This window comes from Streptomyces sp. NPDC053079, assembly GCF_044546695.1.
Classification (GTDB): domain Bacteria; phylum Actinomycetota; class Actinomycetes; order Streptomycetales; family Streptomycetaceae; genus Streptomyces.
In genome coordinates this window covers 471848-490754 of record NZ_JBITZJ010000002.1, presented here as the reverse complement: position 1 = coordinate 490754, position 18907 = coordinate 471848, and the positions used below count along the sequence as shown (strand labels likewise).

Here is an 18907-nt window from a genome sequence, read left to right as displayed (position 1 = left end):
GGTCGGGGCCCGCTTCGTCATGCGTGTGTCACGCGGGGGGCGAGTGTGGCGGTGCCGCCACCGCCGCCGCCTCCTCGGGCGTGACGTCCAGCCTCGCCCGCGCCGCCTTCTCGGCGGCCTCCTTCGCGTAGGCCCGCAGATATCCGACGACCGCGTTGGTCACCGCCACCAGCGGCACCGCGACCACCGCGCCGCCGATGCCGGCGACCAGGGAACCGGCGGCCACCGAGAGGACCACCGCCAGCGGGTGGACGCGCACCGCACGGCCGAGGATGAAGGGCTGCAGGACGTGGCCCTCGATCTGCTGCACCGCGAGGACCACGATCAGCACCATCGCCGCCGTGAACACATCGCGCGTCACCAGCGCCACCACGACCGCCAGCGCACCGGAGACGACCGCACCCACGAGCGGGATGAAGGCGAACAGGAAGATGAACACGGCCAGCGGCACGGCCATGGGCACGTCCAGGAAGAACAGCCCTATGCCGATGAAGATCGCGTCGATCAGGGCCACTATCACCGTGCCGCGCACATAGGCCGTCAGCGTCGCCCACGCGCGCGGGCCCGCGCCCGCCACGCCCTCACGGGCCGCGGTCGGCACCAGCTTGAGCAGCCACTGCCAGATCTTGGGGCCGTCGTAGAGCAGGAAGAGCGTGCTGAACATCGCGAGCAGGATGCCGGTCAGCACCTCGATGATCACCTGGACGCCCTCTATGCCCGCCGTGGTGATGTCCTTGGTGTTGGTGCCGATCGCCTCGCTGAGCTTGTCGGCGATGTTGTTGATCTGGTCCTCGGTGACATGGAACGGGCTGTTGAGCAGCCAGCGCTTGAGCTCCGAGATACCGTGCTGCACCTGCTTGGACAGGTCGTCGAGGTTCTCCGTGACCTGCCACACCACGAACCAGCCGACCAGGCCCATGACGACGAAGCCGGAGACGAACGTCATCGCGGTGGCGACCCCGCGCGGCACACCGCGCCGTTTCAGCCATCCGACGGTCGGCTGCAGCAGCGCCGTGATCAGCAGGCCGGCGACGAACGCCAGCACCACCAGGCGCACGGCGCTGATGACCCGCATCAGCACCCACAGCGTTCCGGCCAGCACCAGCAGCCGCCAGCCGACCTCGGCCGCGACCCGCACGCCCCAGGGGACGGCGGCGACGGGATCGGGCCGCGGGCCGGCCGCGGCGGGCGCCCCGCCGGGCGGCGGGGGGACGTGCTCGGGTGCGGGCATGACGGCCGGATCCGAGTCGGGACCGGGAGCTGACGGGCGTACGGACGCGGACCGGGGCGCGGGTTCGGGCTCGGCTTCGGGCCCCGTACCCGCCTTGCGGGCGTCGAGCCGTTCGGCGAGCCGTATCAGCCCCGTACCGAGGCCTCCGACCCATCGTGGCAATCTGGACATTCTTCTTCCTCTACCCCCACTCCCCCGTGACCATCCGCGTCGACGTTACCTCTCCCCGGATACGACGAAGCCCCCGGCCGCATCGGCCGGGGGCTTCGACAGCTGTACGGGGTAAGGCCCGGGGGCCTAGTACCAGTGATTGGCCTGCCAGAACGACCAGGCGCCACAGGGGCTGCCGTAGGACTCGTTCATGTAGCCGAGGCCCCACTTGATCTGCGTGGCCGGGTTGGTCCGCCAGTCGGCGCCCGCGGAGGACATCTTGCTGGCGGGCAGCGACTGCACCAGGCCGTACGCACCCGAGGACGGGTTCGTGGCGGTGTAGTCCCAGGTGCTCTCGTTGTTCACGATGTTGCTGAAGCACTGGAACTGGTCCGCGGGGACCATCTGCCGGGCCATGGCCTGGACCTCGGCGACCGAGTAGGAGCCCTTGACCGCGAACGAAGAGGCGTCACGCGTAGCCGAACGGCTGCTGACCTCTTCCTTGTCGCGCTCCTTGGCCTTCTCCTCGGCCTCCTTCTTCTTCGCCGCTTCCTCAGCGGCTTCCTTCTTCGCGGTGGCGTCCTCCGCGGCCTGCTTGCGCGCGGACTCCTCGGCGTCCTTCTTCGCGGCGGTGTCGGCGGCCTCGGCCTGCGTGTCCGCCTGCTGCGTGAGGGAAGCGGTCTGGGCCTGGACGTTCTGTCCTGCGGGGATGTCCGCGAGAAGCGTCGCGTCGGCAGCGGTGGCCTCGACCCTGTCGGTCGCGCCCTGGTCGTTGCCCGCGGCGACACCCACAACGGCGCCGACGGTGGTGACCGCGGTGGCAGAGGCCACGGCGAATCCCCGGACAGAAATCCGGCTCACACGTTTTCCTTCCAGCATCGCCCGCATGGGTGACCTCGCGGACGCGATCGTGCCCCTGGCGCTGGCCTCCGATTGCACCGGCCCCACGAGGGACCGGCCGGTCACTGGAGGCACGGACCCGGTGGGCCCTCCCGCGAAGGAGGTCCGCATGTGCTCGGGCGGCATACGGCGACGCTGTTCAGTTTTGCTGGTGAAGCACTGTCCCTGGAGGGACTCAAGTGCCGTATGCGGGGCCTGACAGGACCCAGACTCTGCCCGAACGGCACGCTCGGAGGCAATTCCCGGTCACGTGGGAAAGCTCACACTCCGTTTACTCCTGCGCTTTCACGGAAACCTCGACGCGGCACGACAACGCGCGGCTAAGCTCCTTGGCTTCGCCGCGCGCCGCCGCCGTACGTATCTGCTCAGCCCCGCCCCAGTCCCCTCAGATGCGGCCGTCCTCCAGCATTTCGGTCACCAGCGCCGCGATGGGCGAACGCTCCGAACGCGTCAGCGTCACGTGTGAGAAGAGGGGATGGCCCTTGAGCTTCTCGACCACGGCGACCACCCCGTCGTACCGTCCGACCCGGAGGTTGTCGCGCTGCGCCACGTCATGGGTGAGCACCACCCGGGAGTTGGCGCCGATCCGCGACAGCACGGTCAGCAGGACGTTGCGCTCCAGCGACTGGGCCTCGTCGACGATGACGAACGCGTCGTGCAGCGACCGGCCGCGGATGTGGGTGAGCGGCAGGACCTCGAGCATGCCGCGCCCCACGACCTCCTCGATGACCTCGGAGGTCGTCACCGCCGAGAGCGTGTCGAAGACGGCCTGGGCCCACGGGCTCATCTTCTCGGCCTCGCTGCCCGGCAGATAGCCCAACTCCTGCCCGCCCACGGCGTACAGCGGGCGGAAGACCATCACCTTGCGGTGCTGCCGGCGCTCCAGCACGGCCTCCAGCCCGGCGCACAGCGCCAGCGCCGACTTGCCCGTACCGGCCCGGCCGCCCATGGAGACGATCCCGATCTCGGGGTCCAGCAGCAGGTCCAGCGCCACGCGCTGCTCGGCGCTGCGCCCATGGATCCCGAACGCCTCGCGGTCGCCCCGCACCAGCCGGACCGAACCGTCCGCCGCGACGCGGCCGAGTGCCTTGCCCCGCTCGGACTGCAGCACCAGCCCGGTGTGCACCGGGAGTTCGCAGGCTGCCGGTACGTGCACGCGCTCGGCGGCGTACAGTTCGTCCACCTGCTCGGCCGTGACGGTGAGCTCCGCCATGCCGGTCCAGCCGGAGTCGGTGATCGCCAGCTCGGCGCGGTACTCCTCGGCCAGCAGTCCGACGGACGACGCCTTGATCCTCAGCGGCAGGTCCTTGGAGACGACGGTGACGTCGTACCCCTCGGCCTGGAGGTTGCGTGCGACCGCGAGGATGCGCGAGTCGTTGTCGCCGAGGCGGTAGCCGGCGGGCAGTATGCCCGGGTCCGAGTGGTTGAGTTCCACCCTGAGCGTGCCGCCCAGCTCGCCGATCGGGATCGGCGAATCGAGCCGGCCGTACTGCACCCGGTACTCGTCCAGCAGGCGCAGGGCCTTGCGGGCGAAGTAGCCGAGCTCGGGGTGATGCCTCTTGGCCTCCAACTCCGTGACCACCACCACGGGCAGCACGACCTCGTGCTCCTCGAAGCGGGACATGGCTCCTGGATCGGCCAGCAGGACGCTGGTGTCGAGGACATAGGTGCGCCGGTCGCTATCACGGCGCTGCTTGCTGGTCACCACGGGTGGACGAACCCCCTCGTGCAGAGGTAAGGGCGCACCGCCGTCGTGAGGAACGGGGGCGCGGGGAGTGGGCCGGGTCCATGCCCTTCCAGGGGGGCCGGCCGACCGGCCCGCCGCGGCGGCCGCGCGGACCCTGTGGTCCGCTCGGTCCGTACGGTCGTCGTCCTGGTGCAAAGGGCCTCCCGGGCGGGCGGCCCCATGCCGCTCGCTGGCAGAGCGACGGTCGCAGTTCCGACCGTCGGCCTGCAGGGGATATTCCCGCTGGACCGCTTGCCCATGCAACGGCATATGCGACGAGCAGGTGAACGATTAATCCACCGTTACTCGTACTGCCGTGCCACCCTTACCCGAACCGGCGTTCCGTCAGTTCCCGTACCTGCGGTGTCGCGCGGCGTAGTCCCGCAGCGCGCGCAGGCTGCATCCTGCGGGGGACAACCCCCGCACCCCCGGCCGGAAGGCCCTCGGGCGCACCCCGTCAGTTCCCGTACCTGCGGTGTCGCGCGGCGTAATCCCGCAGCGCGCGCAGGAAGTCGACCTTGCGGAAGGCGGGCCAGAAGACTTCGCAGAAGTAGTACTCGGAGTGGGCGCTCTGCCAGAGCATGAAGCCCGACAGCCGCTGCTCGCCGCTGGTGCGGATGATGAGGTCCGGGTCGGGCTGGCCGCGCGTGTACAGGTGCTTGGTGATGTGGTCGACGTCCACCATCTCGGCCAGCTCCTCGAACGAGGTGCCGTGGTCCGCCGCCTCGAGGACCAGGGAGCGCACCGCGTCCACGATCTCCTGGCGGCCGCCGTAGCCGACGGCGACGTTGACGAGTATCCCGTCGACGTCGACGGTGGCCTGCTCGGCCTCCTTCAGCACGGACTGGGTGCGGTCCGGCAGGAGGTCGAGGGTGCCCACGTGGTGCACGCGCCAGCGGCCGTCGGCGGCCAGGTCGCGCACGGTGTTCTCGATGATGTTCAGCAGCGGGCCCAGCTGGTCGGCCGGGCGGTCGAGGTTGTCCGTGGAGAGCATCCAGAGCGTGACGACCTCGACGTCGGTCTCGGCGCACCAGCCGAGCAGCTCGGAGATCTTGTCGGCGCCGGCCTGGTGGCCCTGCTCGAGCGTGCGGCCGTCCGCACGCGCCCAGCGGCGGTTGCCGTCGAGGATGACACCGATGTGCTTGGGCACCTGGTCGTGGTCGAGGCGGCCTTCCACCCGGCGTGCGTAAAGCCTGTACACCAGGTCGCGCAACTTCACTCTTCCTGCCCCTCCATGCCACGGCGGTCGCCCCGAGGGCGCCACACTACTGCCAGCGTGTCGCGAGGACCCAACTCGGCCTGTCACAGGACCGTGATAGTCAGATGCACATGACCGATCCCTCGCTCTACCGCGCGGCCGAAACGCGCTACGACTCCATGGAGTACCGGCGTACGGGCCGCAGCGGGCTCAAGCTGCCCGCCATCTCCCTGGGACTGTGGCACAACTTCGGCGACGACCGCACCCTCGACTCGCAGCGGGCCATCCTGCGCAGGGCCTTCGACCTGGGGGTGACCCACTTCGACCTGGCCAACAACTACGGGCCGCCGCCCGGTTCCGCCGAGCTGAACTTCGGCAAGCTCTTCGCCCAGGATTTCCGGCCCTACCGGGACGAACTCATTCTTTCGACCAAGGCCGGCTATCTGATGCATCCCGGCCCGTACGGGGAGTGGGGATCGCGGAAGTACCTGCTGTCCTCGCTCGACGCGTCGCTGGCCCGGATGGGTGTCGACTATGTCGACATCTTCTATTCGCACCGTTTCGACCCGCATACGCCGCTGGAGGAGACGATGGGCGCCCTGGCGTCGGCCGTCCAGCGGGGCAAGGCGCTGTACGCGGGCGTGTCGTCCTACAGCGCGGAGCAGACCCGCGAAGCCGCGCGGCTGCTGCGCGAGATGGGTGTGCCGGCCCTGATCCACCAGCCGTCCTACTCGATGATCAACCGCTGGACGGAGGACGACGCGCTGCTGGACACCCTGGAGGACGAGGGCATGGGCTGCATCGCCTTCGCGCCGCTCGCCCAGGGGCTGCTCACCGACAAGTACCTCTCCGGCATCCCGGAGGGCTCGCGGGCCGCCCAGGGCAAGTCCCTGGACCCGGGGCTGCTGACCGACGACGTCGTGCGGCGGCTGCGCGGCCTGAACGAGATCGCCGCGCGGCGCGGCCAGTCGCTGGCGCAGCTGGCGCTGAACTGGGTGCTCCGGGACGAGCGCATGACCTCGGCGCTGATCGGGGCGTCGAGCGTGGGCCAGCTGGAGGCCAACATCGCCGCGCTGCGCGCGGCGCCGCTGGAGAAGGCGGAGCTGGCCGAAATCGATGCCCTGGCGGTCAGCACGGAGGGCGTCAACATCTGGGCCCGCCGCGGAGATTCCTAGATCAACTCAAGCGCGACACGGGGCCGGCCCGGCGTGTCTTCACGATCAACTCGCGGGCTTCGCACGCTTCGACACGGAGAGTGACCGCCAGGGAAGAAAAACGGGCCGGTCCGTGGGGGGGATACGGACCGGCCCGAGGGGGGGTTTCCACCATAACCGGTCCGAGGCCGTGCTTCGTGCACCGACGGGGGTGACAATGCGTGGCGTGCTGACTTGCGGCCATCCAATTGATCTTGAACGCGGGGGCGCACAGGGGTGCTTCGAGGTCCGTCGAGCCCTTCAGCGCTGGGCGAAGGCGCAGAACCAGCCATCCGGTTCGTAGCGGAATCCCGGCCACCGCGCCCGCGGAAAATGTCTTGCAAATTCATCATCGGCCTGACGTCAATTTCCGACGTTCTTGACGTCACCCGCGTGTCGGCCGGTGGCTCGCCGTCATCGCCAGGGGCGCGCTCACACCCGTATGGCCACCTTTTGCGGCATTTCTTCAGATATACGGTCCGGCCGCTCGCGTCGCAGCAGATCGGGTACGAGCGTGGCGACGCCGACCAGGGCCATGGCCGCGCCCAGCCAGAGCGGCGACCGCAGACCGAAGCGGCCGATGACCACTCCACCGACCGAGGATCCGATCACGATGCCGAAGGTGATGAAGGAGGAATGGATGGTGTTGACCAGCGGCCGGGCGTTGCCGGTGCGCTGAACGCGCGTGACCATGGCCGGATTCATGGTGACGCCGACCAGGCCGATACCCAGCATGAAGATCACTGCGGGGACGCTCAGATGGGCCAGCAGGGCGAATCCGACGAGGAAGAAGAAGTTCAGCACCAGACCGCACAACAGGACGGGCACGGCATACCGGTCGGCGAGCCGCCCGACGACGCTGTTGCCGATCACCGTGGCGGCGCCGTAGGCGATGAGCAGCAGCGGAACGGTGCCGACGGCGAACCCGGTGACCTCGGTGAGGATGGGGTTGAGGTAGCTGAAGGCGCAGAACGTCGCGCCGATGACACAGGTGCTGGTGGAGAGCACCCGCCACAGGGTGCGGTTCCGGAAGACGCCCAGTTCCTCACGGAGGCTTCCGCCGCCGTCGGCGTGCTCCAGGTGCGGCACGCCGACGGCCGTGCACAGCGCGGCGATCACGGTCAGGACGGCTATGGCCCAGAAGGCCGCACGCCAGCCGAGGTGCTCCCCGATCAGCGTGGACAGCGGCAGGCCCAGCAGCGTGCCGAGCATCAGCCCGTTCATCGTGACGGCGATGGCCCGGCCGCGTACCTCCGGGCGGGTGACCTGGGCACAGATGGAGAGGGCGACGCCGAAGAAGGCCTGCGAGGCCACGCCGGTGACGACGCGCGCCACGACCATGACCGCGTAGTCGGAGGCGGTGGCGGCCAGCACATTGCCCAACAGGAAGACCGCGAAGAGGACCGCCAGGGCCCGCTTCGGGCGCAGCTTCGTCACGGTCATGGTCAGGAACGGGCCGCCGACGGACATGGCGACCGCGAAGGCGGTGATCAGATAGCCGATCTGCGGGATGGTGACGTGCAGCCCGTCGGCCATCTGGGGCATCAGTCCGGCGACGACGAACTCGCTGGTCACCATGGCGAACACGCCAAGGGCCAGCACGTATACAGCGCGGGGCACAGCACTCCTCGGTTTTGTATCGGTCGGTTCAAAATCAGGGCATGACAGGGCCGGGCAAAGGGAGGAGGGAACGGCGAGGGGGCACCCCGGGGCTCGGCGCCCCGGGAATCAGATGGCGGCGAGGGCCGTCCGGGCGACGCTCTCCAGTACGTCCCGGCCGGCCCCGGCGCGGGCCGAGACCCGGATGCCGCTGACGGTGGCGATCACGAAGTGGGCCAGCGCGCGGGCGTCCTTGGCGGGGTCGATGTCGCCGCCGCGCCGCCCGGCGTCGATGGCCGCGGTGAGCGACTCGAGCCGGCGCCGGTAGTCGCGCTCCAGCTCGCCCGCCACCTCGGCGTCGCGATCGGCGAGCTCCACGGCGGTGTTGACGAAGAAGCACCCCCGGCCGTGCTCGGCCTCCTCCTCGACGACACGCTCGAAGATGGCGCGCACTTTCTCACGCGCCGTCAGTTCGCTGTCGAGCAGCTCGTTCAGCTCGCCGGTCCTGCGCTCCATATAGAGGGCGAGGGTCCGGCGGAAGAGATCGCGCTTGCTGTGGAAGGTGTTGTAGATGCTGCTGCGGCCCAGACCGGTGGCCTCGCACAGATCCTGGGTCGAGGTCGCCTCGTACCCGGCGGTCCAGAACGCCTCCAGCGCGGCGTCGACCGCCCGCTCCTCGTCGAACTTCCTCGGTCGGGCCATGACCCGACCGTAACAGTTTTTGGATCAACCAGTCCAATACCCTCCTCCCGCCACCCCCAGCCATGCCCCCGCGAGCAGGAAGGGCCCCAGCGGCATCACCGCCGCCCGCCGCGTGATCATGAGCCCCATTCCGTAGAGGGAGCCGAGCAGCAGTCCCGCGAACGCGCCCAGGACCAGCACCCACCACCCGTACCACCCCAGGGCGCACCCCAGCCCCAGCGCGAGCTTCACGTCCCCGAAGCCCAGTCCGCTCGGGTGCAGCAGATACAGGGCCAGGTACGCGCCCCCGAGCGCCAGCCCGCCCAGCAGCGCCCGCGGCCACGACCCGGCCGCCCCGGGTATCAGCGCGCCCACCCCCAGCAGAGCGGCCACGCCCAGCGCCAGCGGCAGCGTCAGCACGTCCGGCAGCCGCCGCACCGACCAGTCCACCGCCGCCAGCAGCACGCCCACCGGCACCGCCGCCCACCACACCCCCAGCTCGGGCCGCACCCCCACCGCCGCCGCGAGCCCGCCGCACAGCACCGCGGTCACCCCGGCCGGCCACAGCGCCCCCGGCCCGTACCTCCCCCCGCACACCCCGCACCGGGCCGGCCCCGCCCAGCCGCCGACCGCGTGCCCGCACTCCCCGATCGCCCGCCACTCCTCCTCCGGCTCCACGGCCAGCCGGTACCGGGCGCGCGGCACCAACGCCCCTGCCACGGCGCCGTACAGAGCGCCAACGACGATCAACAGCCAGTACATGCCCCGAGATTACGGACGAACGCCGACCTCCGCTTCGCCCTGTGGATAACCTTCCGGCATGGCCGATTGGCAGGACGGATTCGCCCAACTCCGCATCGGTGACGCTCCACTGGCCCCGGCCCCCCTGCCGGTCCCGCTGGAGATCGCCGCCTCCTACCGCGCCCGCACCCGGGGCCTCCTCGGCCGTGACTCCGTCGAGGGGGCCCTGCTGCTCACCCCCGCCGGCAGCGTCCACACCTTCGGCATGCGCTTCCCCATCGATGTGGCCTATCTGTCCCGGGACTTCACCGTGCTGGCCGTGCGCACCATGCGCCCCGGCCGCCTGGGAGCCCCGCGGCTCAGGGCGCGCCACGTCCTGGAGGCCGAAGCGGGGGCCATGGCGCGCTGGGGACTGCTCCCCGGCGTACGCGTCGGCATCGGCCCGCAGTGAGTCAGCCGTCGCGGTGACTCAGCCGTCGCGGCGGCGCGCGATCAGGGTCCAGGCGCCGAGCCCCACCAGCAGCGCCGTCCCCGTCCCGATGCCCGCGTAGCCGATGACCCTCATCCGCTCGTTCCTGCGGGTGCCCGCCGCAGCCACCAGCTCGCCGCCGACGCCGCCGCCCTGCATCTTCCCGAACCCCTGATCAGCCCTGCGCGCGCCGGCGACGTCGACCCGCAGGGTGACGGGCACCCGGCCGTCGTGCGTGGCCTGGCGCACCTTGGGGTTCAGGCTGACCTGCAGGTAGTACCAGCCCGCGAAGCGCATGCCGCGCGCGGCCTCACCGCCGTTGCCGCTGCCGTACGCCGCCGGGGGCGTGGCCAGGGAGACGGTCGTCGGCTTGCCCTGGTAGGGGCCGGTCTTGTTCATGACGTACCCCCGGGCGGCGTTGCTGAGCCCCACCCGTACGCCGCTCACCACGAACGGCCCGGAGCTCTGCGCCAGTCCGAACTCGGCGTCCGCGAAGAGCTGTTCGCCGGAATCCACGGAGACCCGGTAGAAGCGGGTCTCACCGGGCCGGAGCTCGTCCTTCCATGCGCCCGCACGCAGCTCGGCGGCGTCGTTGAACCCGGTCCCGCCCGTGATCGGCTCCCCCTCCCCCTGCGGCACCTTGGACGGCGCCTGCGAACTCCAGGTCCCGGGGGCCGTCGGACCGTCGGCCTCGCCCTTCTGTGCCGGCTCGGCCGTGAATTTCAGCTCCACCGGCACCGCCGAACCGTCCCCGCCGCCCGCGTCCCCCCGTTCCACGACGAACCGGTACACCCCGGCCGCCCCACAGGCCCCGCCCGGCTTCACGATGCGCTCGACGTAGTCGGCGACGGGGTAAGCGCCTCCGGCCGACAGGAACGAGCGGTGCCGGCCGGCGCCGCACGAGGTCCCGTCGGCCGCCTGTAAGGACACGTCGATGCCGTCCCGCAGCCCCATCGCCGCGCCGGGCGTCGGCACGGCGACGGCGGAGACGTAGGCGCTGGACTGTGCGTCCAGTTCGACGCTGTAGTACTTCCGCTCCCCGGGCTTCAGGCTGTCCGTGTACGTACTCGCGTCCGCTTTCAGCAGCGGCGCGTCCGCGCCACCGGCCGAGCCGCGCACCGCGATCGCGCCAGGTGCCATCCGGTACGCGACCGCGTCGTCGGCCCCCTCGACGCCCCCGGCCCGTCCGGCACCCCCCACGAACACGCAGAACGCCGTCGCCACACCGACGAGCCCGCCCCTCATGTCCCGCCTCCCTCACCGCTCCCCTACCCCTCCGGGCGGCCCATCCTGCCCTGGTACCCACGGGGTGCGCGACCGTCCGCCACGGACTGTTGCGGCCTACTGCGGTTCGGGAAGGGGCTGTTGCCGCGGCACGGCGAGCAGGTGCACGGCACGGGCGGCGGCGGTGATCACTCCGCCGTCGACTCCGTAGAACGAGGGAAACCCGTCGACGGAGAACGCCCGCCCGACGACCCCGCCCTCGCACGGTTCCTCCACCACCGTGGCCATGCCCGCGAGCGCCTCGACCATGGCGGTGGCCGCGTCCGTACCGTCCCGGGCGTGGCAGACGACCGCCAGAACGCGCTCGGGCGGATGGCCCGCGGCCCCGATGTACGCGACGAGGTCCGGCAGGGTGTCGTGGCAGGCCGGGCAGTCCGCCGACAGGAGCACGACCAGTTCGGGCGGGTCCGACGTGCCCTTCCCCACGACCGTGCCGTCGACCGCTACGGCCGTGAACTCCGGGATCCGCGTGCTCACGGGCAGAAGCCCCCGGTCGTCGGCCACCAGGCCGTTCAGCACGTCGGTATGCCGGCGAATCCTCCGCACCAATCCGACGGAAAGGGTCAGATTCAGCACTGCCGTGACCACGAGCACGACGACCACCGCGACGAGCAGCCCCATGGGGGATACGCCTCTCAGAGAAGGGGATCGGGCGAGGTGAACACGTCCACGAGCTCGTCGAGCACGGTGAGCAGGAACCCGGCTCCCCCACCGACGCCTGCGGCCACCGCGACGCCGGCCGGGGCCCCCGGCCCCGCCGCGGGCAGGAGTCCGGACACAAGCCCGGCCACGGCCGCGGCCAGCAGCAGGACGTTGCGCACGACGTGCACGGCCCCGACCGGCCTGGCCCGGGCCCCGAAGCACCGGCACCCGACCCCGCTCCTACGGCGCACTGCCGTGACGGTCACCGCCGTGAACGCCCCCAGCACCGTCGCCGCGAGCGCGAACCCCACGGTGACGGTGCCGGGCACCGCCAGCAGCACCACGACGGCCCACTCGGCCGCGATGACGCCGACCGCGATCGCCGGGCCCACATGTGCGGCGGCAGGCATCAATGCGGCTACCGCGGCCCGAAACCCGGCGAATGCGCTGCGGCTGCGGCACTTCGACACCGCGGCCGCGAGGAAGACGACGACCAGCACGCCGCACAACCCCGTTCTGACGTACAGCACGATGCGCGGGGCGCTAGACGCAACGGCCGAGGACGCAGAGGGGGCAGAAGCCCCCGCACTGGTTGGGGTTTCGGCATTGCTTGCCGCAGAACTGGAGAGCCCGCGGGGCCTCCCTGCCGATGGCCTTGTCGGCGAACGTGTCCGTGAGCCTGGCGGCTCGTTGCACCAGCACGGCAACCATCCCAATCCCCTACTTCCCGGTCACCTCGGGGCGTTTCGTGCGGGCAATTGTCCGGCCCGCCGCCCGGCCCGTCCATATCCGTCCCCGAACCCCACCGCAGTGGGGGACCTCGGCCATACGGGACGCTTCAACAGCGGGCCTTGCCGAAGGAGGCGGCGCCGGCGCGGGGGAGGTTGACCCAGACCCTGGTGCCCTCACGCATGGGCGCGGGCTTGTCGATGCCCCAGCTTCCACCGCACTCGTGCACCACGCACGCCAGCAGGTAGAGCATCTTGTTGCGGCGCGCGGTGCACTGGGCCGAGTACCGGGGGTCGGCGTGCTTCGTGTGCGGGTCCCACAGCACGATGCGGACGCCGTCGTCCTTCCAGCCGAGGGAGAGGTAGAGGGTCCTGCCGGGCTCGAACATCGCCGCACACGCGACGAGTTCGCCGGCTGCTTGGAGGGCGGGGGCCTCGAGTTCGGTGAGGCCGTGTGCCCGTAGGGCGTTGTACACGTTGCTGCGCGCTACGGATGCGGCGTGCGGTTCGCCGGGGATGGCGTAGCTGTAGGCGAGGGTGGCCGGCTCGCGGAGGGCGGTGGGGGTGTGACGGAGGTGCTCGGCCGGTTCGCGGGTGGCCGGAGTGACGAGTGGGCAGAGGCTGACCGGCGCGGATACGGATGCGGATACCGACATGGGGCGGCTCCCGGTGTGGGGTGGGCGATTGTTAGGCCTCGCGCAGGCGCTTCGGACCGGCGCCGGTGGCTTGTCTCCCTGGCGCGGACACACCCCTCCCAGGGCAGGAGGATGCGGGCATGTTCGCGGATGCGCTTCCGGCTGACGCGGGGTTTTGCGCTGCACGACGGAAGCTACCGACGGGCGTGACACGCGTGCCACATTTTCGGTGGATCGTTGCCTCGATCGAGTGATGGGCAGCTGAGTGTGTACGGGCGACCCGCTCAGCACCTGTAGGAAGGGGGCATGCCTCCCAGGAAGACACCTACCGAGCGCCAGCGACGACTCGGCGCCGAGCTGCGAAAGATGCGCACCGCTGCCGGTCTTTCGACCGACTACGCCGCCGCACTGCTCGGCGTAGACCGGACGAAGATCTCCAACATCGAGTCCGGCGTCCGAGTCATCACACCGGATCGGGTGCGGACACTCGCCTGCAACTACGCCTCCAACGACAGCGATTACATCGAGGCGCTGGCCACCATGGCCGGTAGCCGGGAGCGAGGCTGGTGGGAGCAGTTCAGGGGGACCCTGCCTGCCGGGCTACTGGATATCGCCGAGTTGGAGTGGCATGCGGTACGGGTACAGACGTCACAGGTGATGCACCTTCCCGGCCTGCTCCAGACTGAGGACTACGCTCGGTCGATCTTCGAAGCAGTGCTTCCCCGCTTGCCGAGACTGGAGGTGGAGCTTCGCGTGGCACACCGGATGCAGAGACGGCAGGTCTTCGAACGCGCGGAACCACTCGGCTACGTGGGGTTCATCCATGAGGCGGCGCTTCGCATGCAGTTCGGCGGCAGGAAGGTAGCCGAGAGCCAGCTGAACTACCTCATCGAGGCGTCAGAACGCCCCAACATCCTGCTTCGCGTAGTGCCCGTCGGCACCGGGGCGTTCCCCGGCGCGGGGCATGCCACCTTGTATGCCGAGGGCCCCGTGAGGCAACTGGACACGGTCCAGGTCGATTCGGAGGCTGGCCCAGACTTCATCCATGCCGAATCACAGCTCATCAAATACCGTACGCACCTCGACTGGATGGATACGGCCGCCCTGAGCGCAGCGCACTCGCGGGACTTCATGCGCACCGTTATGCACGACCTATAAGGAAGGCACCTATGAGCCACATTACGTGGGAAGTCCCCTTCTGCGGCGAGGGGAACAACTGCTTCAGAATAGGCACCGACACCGCTGGCAACGCCTACATCGCTGTCAACGGCGCCGAGGACCACCACCTCACCGACACCCGCGAAGCGTTACGCGCCCTCATCCGCGACATCAAGGCAGGCAAAGCCGATCACCTCCTCTGAGGAGCTCCATGAACCACATCACCTGGGAAGAGGCCTGCTGTGGCGAAGGCGCGAACTGCTTCCGGATAGGCACCGACCGCGACGGGCACTCCTACATCGCCGTCAACGGAGCGGAAGACCACTACCTCACCGACACCCGCGAAGCACTCCGCACGCTCATCCGCGACATCAAAGCCGGCAAGGCGGACCACCTGCTCTGAACAGGCCGGGCACCGGGGGTGGGCTACGGGAACGTCATGACCTCGGCCTACGTTGTTCCCTTGATCTTCGCAAAGGTAAGGGGAGTAACCAATGCTGATGGCGTTCGCTCTGACCCTCCCGGCGCTCGCCTGCGCGCTGTTCCTCTTCGCCCTGCTGGACAGAACATGGGCCCGGCTGACGAAGGCCATACCGTGGCTGCCGCAGCGCCGCAAAGTGTCCCTGTCCGCCGTCGCCTTCGACGAGTTCACGCCTTCCGTGAACAGCAACAAGACCGTGGAGTTGGACCAGCGGCGGGTGGAGGGGCTGATCCGGGAGGACGAGAGCGACGGTGCGCCTCCTCGCTCCGCCATCGATCTCACGCGGGGTACCGCATTCATCGTGGTCCAGCAGCCCGCGGCTGCTCCTTCTCCCAGGGCCTAGACTCCCCCGGTGAGCAAGCAGCCGACCTTCCGCATCGTCGACGGCGAGCGGATACCGGGGCTGTCCCGCCCCGCGTTCGTACGCAACGGCGACCACCACTACCTCGTACAGCTCGGCATCTACGCCGACGGGCTGATCGACTGCTGGGAGCTGCTCACGCTCGAGGAGTTCGCCGCCGACCTGCGCCGGGGCAGGATCGTGACCCGGTTCGAGGAGGGGGCGCGGGCGGCGGTCCATGAGACGGTCCAGTGGGAGTTCAGCAAGGTCAACGGCCATCTCACGCCGGAGTCGCTGTACGCCGAGATCCGCGACGACATCGACGACCTGAACGGCCGGCCCGACTCCACTGACCGGGCCTGGCGCGCCCTGCACGAGTTCCGCGCGGATCCCACCGAGGAGCGGCGGGCCGTGCTGCGTGCCGCGTACGAGGAAATCCCCGAGCACGAGCGGCACGCGGCGCTCGCGGATCACTCCGTGGGGGACGGCCCGCTGTACGACCTGGCCATAGGCCCCGGCGGGGACGTGACGCCGGAGGAGTACCAGGAGTCGCTGGACTACTTCGACGAGGAGTGGGGCGATCCGCTGGAGTGGCTCACCCGAAGGGATCGGGCGCCCCAGCCGGAGTCGGCGGACGGATCCGTCCTGCTCCACCAGTGGCACGCGCCGGGAGACTGGCCCGAGGAACCCGGCCCGGCCGAGGCCCTCCGCAATGAATACCCCGCTCCCATCCGCATCGGCGACGTCACCTATCCGAGCGTTCACGAGGCCTGGCAGGCCATCGATCCGGCCCCGGAGGCCCGTACGGCGGTGATGGCCGCGCTCCTGCGGGCCAAGTACGACCGGCACCCCGCACTCGCCGACATCCTGACCGCCACGGGATCGGCCCGCATCCTCTACCGGGCGAACTCCTTCACCCTCTCCGAAATCGCCTTCTGGGGCCACGAGGGCGACGGCCGCAACTGGATGGGCCGCCTCCTGGAAGCGGCCCGCGCCGAACTCCACGCCCGCCGTCTGGGCCTGCCGCACTGACCTCAGGCGAGAGCCGTCACCTGGAACACGAGGCTGGCGTGCAGCAGTACGCACGTACCCCACCCCTTGGCGCCCCGCGCACCGTGGCGGACCACGCTCACCCACCCCGCGACCGTCAGCACGGCGACGATTGCCACCAGAACCCACGCCGTGACCAGCCACGGCGTGGAGAGGTCGCTCAGGTACCTGATCAGCGGCACCGGTATGAGGAGGACCAGGGGCGCGCCCCATGTACCCTCCGCCACCTTGCCGTCGGAGGTCGGTTGCGGGGTCGGTTCATCGGTTCTCGTGTCGTTGTCCACTCACAGAGGGTGCCCTCCCGACCGGCCCCGCGCCAAGGGCCGGCCCCTCCTACCTCCTCGGAAAGCTGACCTCCACCCGGCGGTTCTTCCTGCGCCCGTCCTCCGTCCCGTTGTCGGAGATCGGGTACTGCTCGCCGTATCCGCGGATCTCGTAGCGGATCGCCGACGAGCCCAGGTCCTTCGCGAGCTGCCTCTGCACCGCGTTGGCGCGCTCCTTGGAGAGGGCCACGCCGTGGTCCGACGAGCCGAGGTTGTCGGTGAAGCCGAAGATGCGCAGGGCCGTCGCGTGCTGTTTCCTGACCTCGCTCGCGATGGCGCCGATCCGGGCGGTCGCGGCGCCGCTCAGTTCGGCGCTGTCCTTGTCGAAGAGGACCTCGGCCTGCAGGGCGAAGGTGACGTTGACGTTGGTGTCCTCACGGCGTTCCTCGCCGCCGTCCGTCTCGACGACGGACTTGATGTCGAGGACGCGGCCGGGCGCGAGCTTCGCGCCCGAGCGCAGTTTGAGGCCGGGCGCGCCGGCGTCGATCTTCACCGGTGGGGTGGTGTTCGCGGGGGTGCCGGGCCCGCTGTCCGCGTGGGCGGCCGTGGTGGCCAGGAGAAGCGTGGCCAGGGCCGTGACCGTGCCGTGGAGGATCGTCGACGGCATCGGTCCTCACCCCGAGATCTTGATGCGGACGGAGGGCATGGTCGGCAGCTGGAAGTCGACTTCCTTGACGTCGTCGGGCGGCGCCGGGAACTGGGCGAAGACGGCGCGGCTCTCCTCGGGGCGGATGCCCACGAGGCCCGTGGTGCACAGGCATTCCCCGTCCGTGTCGCGCAGGACGAGATAGCGCTTCTTGCCGGCCTGGTCGATCAGCGAGGCCCCGGACACCGAGGACTGGGACTTGAGCTCCGTCTCCTTGGAGCGCCACGTCAGCGGGGTGTACGGCTTGGTGCCCCGGTTGGCGACCGTGCCGTTGACCGTGACGAAGCCGCCCTTGTCGCGCACGGCCGAGTGGAGGGTGACGACGATCCCCTCCGGGCCCTTGATCTCGCCGATCGTCTCCGTCGGCCGGGGGGCGGGCCGGGCCGTGGCGCTTCCGGTCCGGGGGGCCGCGGTGGCTTTCGCCGAGTCCAGGTCGATCTTCTTGTCCCCGTCGTCGCCTTCGCCGCCGCAACCGGCCACCGCGAGGGATATGACGACCGCGAGCGCCGCTCCGGCTCTGGCCATCCTCGAGCTCATGGGTACGTTCCTTTGCTGGTCGGTCAGCGGGTCGGTCGGCGGTCAGTCGGCGAGGTGCACGGCGAACAGGTCCGTGGCCCTCACCACCGCGTCCGGGCGCTTGGGGTCGATGACCAGCACCTTGTCGCCGCAGGTGAGGTCGAGGCCGGGGAGAGGGGCCGGGCCGGGCGGCCGCTGCTGCCCGCCGTCCGCCGGAGGAGTGCCCTCCGGGCGCGGAGGCTCCGGCGCCGGCTTCGGCGGCCCGGCGGTGCAACGGGGTGCGACGACCGCCTTCGCCGTCGCCGTGGCGTGCCGGTTCTCGGTCCCGGGTACGGCCGAGTCCCCCACCGCCTTCGCCGAGGTGACGGTCACCGTGAACGAGCCGGGCCCGCCCGCCTCGTCGCAGGTGATGTCCGGCCGGGCGCCGTTGAGGTCCGCGTAGGAGGCCGCCGCCTGGCAGGCCCGGCCGGCCTCGGCGCCGCGGCCCGCGAGCCAGTCGTTCCAGCCGCCGCCCGTGCCCAGGGCCGCGAGGAAGCCCGTCAGCAGCTGGTCCCGGTAGTCCTGGGCCGCCGCCAGCGCGGCCGCGTCGGCGGCGGTCTGGGCGCCGTTCTTGGTGGCCCCGGCCCGGCCGACTGCGAAGAAGACCAGTGCGAGGAAGAGCAGCGCGGCCACGGCCGTGATGTACAGGGGGAACGCCTGGCCCGCGTCGGACCCACCGGGGCGGCGGCTCAGCCGGTGATCTGCGTGATCTTGTTGGTGATGGCGGTCGCGATCATCGTGCCGAAGTCCGTCGTCATCAGCACCAGGATGATCGCCACGACCACGGCGATGATGCCCAGGTACTCGATCGAGGTCTGGCCGCGATCGTCCCCGCGGCACCCGCGGTCCCGCCCCAGGCGCTTGCGCATCGGCTCCGGCATCGGCTTCCGCATCATCTTGCCCTCCATGGGCGGTGTCCGCCGGACCGCTGCGGGCCGGCGGGTGAGTCACTGCGCGAGTACGACTCCATTCCCTTCCCCCATAAGGCAGTTGGGACACCATGGGTCTCACCCCCGCTCGGCCGCGCCCTCGGACGTCGAATGTCCCACATCCGATTGCAGGCGCGAAGGTCCTTCACGGTCTTTACGCATTTCCACCGACATGAGCATCGGGCCCGGCCGCGGAACCGTTCCCGCCCCCTCCGAGCAGGGCGCGGCGTGGTGCGGTGATATGTGCT

At 70.3% G+C, this 18907-nt stretch carries 23 protein-coding genes; 7 read left to right on the top strand and 16 right to left on the bottom strand.

The window, feature by feature from the left end; genetic code table 11:
- Positions 1-28 precede the first annotated feature (28 nt).
- From ACIGXW_RS09510 to ACIGXW_RS09495, 4 genes are all read right to left on the bottom strand, one after another.
- On the bottom strand, positions 29-1402 hold the full coding sequence (locus ACIGXW_RS09510; protein ID WP_399571635.1) for an AI-2E family transporter: 1374 nt from the start codon (positions 1400-1402) through the stop codon (positions 29-31).
- Positions 1403-1528: 126 nt separating this feature from the next.
- Positions 1529-2260: a transglycosylase SLT domain-containing protein gene (locus tag ACIGXW_RS09505; RefSeq protein ID WP_399571632.1), complete on the bottom strand. Its 732-nt coding sequence runs from the start codon at positions 2258-2260 to the stop codon at positions 1529-1531.
- A gap of 406 nt (positions 2261-2666) precedes the next feature.
- Positions 2667-3989: a PhoH family protein gene (locus ACIGXW_RS09500; RefSeq protein ID WP_399571630.1), complete on the bottom strand. Its 1323-nt coding sequence runs from the start codon at positions 3987-3989 to the stop codon at positions 2667-2669.
- A gap of 475 nt (positions 3990-4464) precedes the next feature.
- A complete protein-coding gene (locus ACIGXW_RS09495) occupies positions 4465-5226 on the bottom strand; it encodes an isoprenyl transferase (protein WP_071964631.1) in 762 nt (253 codons plus the stop codon).
- A 110-nt stretch (positions 5227-5336) separates the two neighbouring features.
- Between ACIGXW_RS09495 and mgrA the strand changes: the two genes are divergently transcribed.
- Positions 5337-6380: an L-glyceraldehyde 3-phosphate reductase gene (gene mgrA / locus ACIGXW_RS09490; RefSeq protein WP_177338186.1), complete on the top strand. Its 1044-nt coding sequence runs from the start codon at positions 5337-5339 to the stop codon at positions 6378-6380.
- Positions 6381-6830: 450 nt separating this feature from the next.
- Here mgrA and ACIGXW_RS09485 read toward each other — a convergent pair whose 3' ends face one another.
- From ACIGXW_RS09485 to ACIGXW_RS09475, 3 genes are all read right to left on the bottom strand, one after another.
- The gene (locus ACIGXW_RS09485) at positions 6831-8018 is read right to left on the bottom strand and encodes an MFS transporter (RefSeq protein WP_399571627.1); all 1188 of its coding nucleotides are present in this window, start codon (positions 8016-8018) and stop codon (positions 6831-6833) included.
- Positions 8019-8126: 108 nt separating this feature from the next.
- Positions 8127-8699, bottom strand: coding sequence for a TetR/AcrR family transcriptional regulator (locus tag ACIGXW_RS09480; RefSeq protein WP_071965635.1), 573 nt, complete (start codon positions 8697-8699; stop codon positions 8127-8129).
- A 24-nt stretch (positions 8700-8723) separates the two neighbouring features.
- Complete coding sequence (locus ACIGXW_RS09475; protein ID WP_399571625.1) at positions 8724-9440, bottom strand: prepilin peptidase; 717 nt, start codon at positions 9438-9440, stop codon at positions 8724-8726.
- Positions 9441-9498: 58 nt separating this feature from the next.
- On the opposite strand from ACIGXW_RS09475, the gene ACIGXW_RS09470 reads away from it, so the two are divergent.
- The gene (locus ACIGXW_RS09470; RefSeq protein ID WP_399571622.1) at positions 9499-9870 is read left to right on the top strand and encodes a DUF192 domain-containing protein; all 372 of its coding nucleotides are present in this window, start codon (positions 9499-9501) and stop codon (positions 9868-9870) included.
- Positions 9871-9888: 18 nt separating this feature from the next.
- Here the strand turns inward: ACIGXW_RS09470 and ACIGXW_RS09465 are convergent, their stop codons facing one another.
- The 4 genes from ACIGXW_RS09465 to ACIGXW_RS09450 all read right to left on the bottom strand — a co-directional run bounded on the left by ACIGXW_RS09465 (position 9889) and on the right by ACIGXW_RS09450 (position 13198).
- Positions 9889-11133, bottom strand: a complete 1245-nt coding sequence (locus tag ACIGXW_RS09465; RefSeq protein WP_399571619.1) for a hypothetical protein — start codon at positions 11131-11133, stop codon at positions 9889-9891.
- A 96-nt stretch (positions 11134-11229) separates the two neighbouring features.
- Complete coding sequence (locus ACIGXW_RS09460; protein ID WP_399571616.1) at positions 11230-11793, bottom strand: TlpA family protein disulfide reductase; 564 nt, start codon at positions 11791-11793, stop codon at positions 11230-11232.
- Between the two features lie 14 nt (positions 11794-11807).
- Entirely contained in the window at positions 11808-12344 is a 537-nt protein-coding gene (locus ACIGXW_RS09455) for a MauE/DoxX family redox-associated membrane protein (RefSeq protein WP_399571614.1), read from the bottom strand.
- Between the two features lie 308 nt (positions 12345-12652).
- Positions 12653-13198: an ATP-binding protein gene (locus ACIGXW_RS09450; protein WP_399571611.1), complete on the bottom strand. Its 546-nt coding sequence runs from the start codon at positions 13196-13198 to the stop codon at positions 12653-12655.
- A 285-nt stretch (positions 13199-13483) separates the two neighbouring features.
- On the opposite strand from ACIGXW_RS09450, the gene ACIGXW_RS09445 reads away from it, so the two are divergent.
- The 5 genes from ACIGXW_RS09445 (at position 13484) to ACIGXW_RS09425 (ending at position 16188) form a co-directional block, all read left to right on the top strand.
- A complete protein-coding gene (locus tag ACIGXW_RS09445; RefSeq protein ID WP_399571609.1) occupies positions 13484-14335 on the top strand; it encodes a helix-turn-helix domain-containing protein in 852 nt (283 codons plus the stop codon).
- Positions 14336-14346: 11 nt separating this feature from the next.
- Positions 14347-14538 (top strand): hypothetical protein, encoded by a 192-nt coding sequence (locus ACIGXW_RS09440; protein ID WP_399571607.1) that lies wholly within the window; start codon positions 14347-14349, stop codon positions 14536-14538.
- An 8-nt stretch (positions 14539-14546) separates the two neighbouring features.
- The gene (locus tag ACIGXW_RS09435; protein ID WP_399571604.1) at positions 14547-14738 is read left to right on the top strand and encodes a hypothetical protein; all 192 of its coding nucleotides are present in this window, start codon (positions 14547-14549) and stop codon (positions 14736-14738) included.
- Positions 14739-14835: 97 nt separating this feature from the next.
- On the top strand, positions 14836-15159 hold the full coding sequence (locus tag ACIGXW_RS09430) for a DUF6191 domain-containing protein (RefSeq protein WP_399571601.1): 324 nt from the start codon (positions 14836-14838) through the stop codon (positions 15157-15159).
- Positions 15160-15168: 9 nt separating this feature from the next.
- The gene (locus ACIGXW_RS09425) at positions 15169-16188 is read left to right on the top strand and encodes an NADAR family protein (protein WP_399571598.1); all 1020 of its coding nucleotides are present in this window, start codon (positions 15169-15171) and stop codon (positions 16186-16188) included.
- A gap of 2 nt (positions 16189-16190) precedes the next feature.
- Here the strand turns inward: ACIGXW_RS09425 and ACIGXW_RS09420 are convergent, their stop codons facing one another.
- The 5 genes from ACIGXW_RS09420 to ACIGXW_RS09400 are packed head-to-tail and all read right to left on the bottom strand — an operon-like array spanning position 16191 to position 18599.
- Positions 16191-16490, bottom strand: coding sequence for a hypothetical protein (locus ACIGXW_RS09420; RefSeq protein WP_399571595.1), 300 nt, complete (start codon positions 16488-16490; stop codon positions 16191-16193).
- 49 nt (positions 16491-16539) lie between these two features.
- The gene (locus tag ACIGXW_RS09415; protein WP_399571592.1) at positions 16540-17136 is read right to left on the bottom strand and encodes an OmpA family protein; all 597 of its coding nucleotides are present in this window, start codon (positions 17134-17136) and stop codon (positions 16540-16542) included.
- A 6-nt stretch (positions 17137-17142) separates the two neighbouring features.
- Complete coding sequence (locus tag ACIGXW_RS09410) at positions 17143-17712, bottom strand: hypothetical protein (protein WP_071965763.1); 570 nt, start codon at positions 17710-17712, stop codon at positions 17143-17145.
- 42 nt (positions 17713-17754) lie between these two features.
- Complete coding sequence (locus ACIGXW_RS09405) at positions 17755-18423, bottom strand: pilus assembly protein TadG-related protein (protein ID WP_399572494.1); 669 nt, start codon at positions 18421-18423, stop codon at positions 17755-17757.
- The gene (locus ACIGXW_RS09400; RefSeq protein ID WP_399572493.1) at positions 18420-18599 is read right to left on the bottom strand and encodes a Flp family type IVb pilin; all 180 of its coding nucleotides are present in this window, start codon (positions 18597-18599) and stop codon (positions 18420-18422) included. The genes ACIGXW_RS09405 and ACIGXW_RS09400 overlap by 4 nt, the downstream gene beginning before the upstream one ends.
- Positions 18600-18907: the final 308 nt, after the last annotated feature.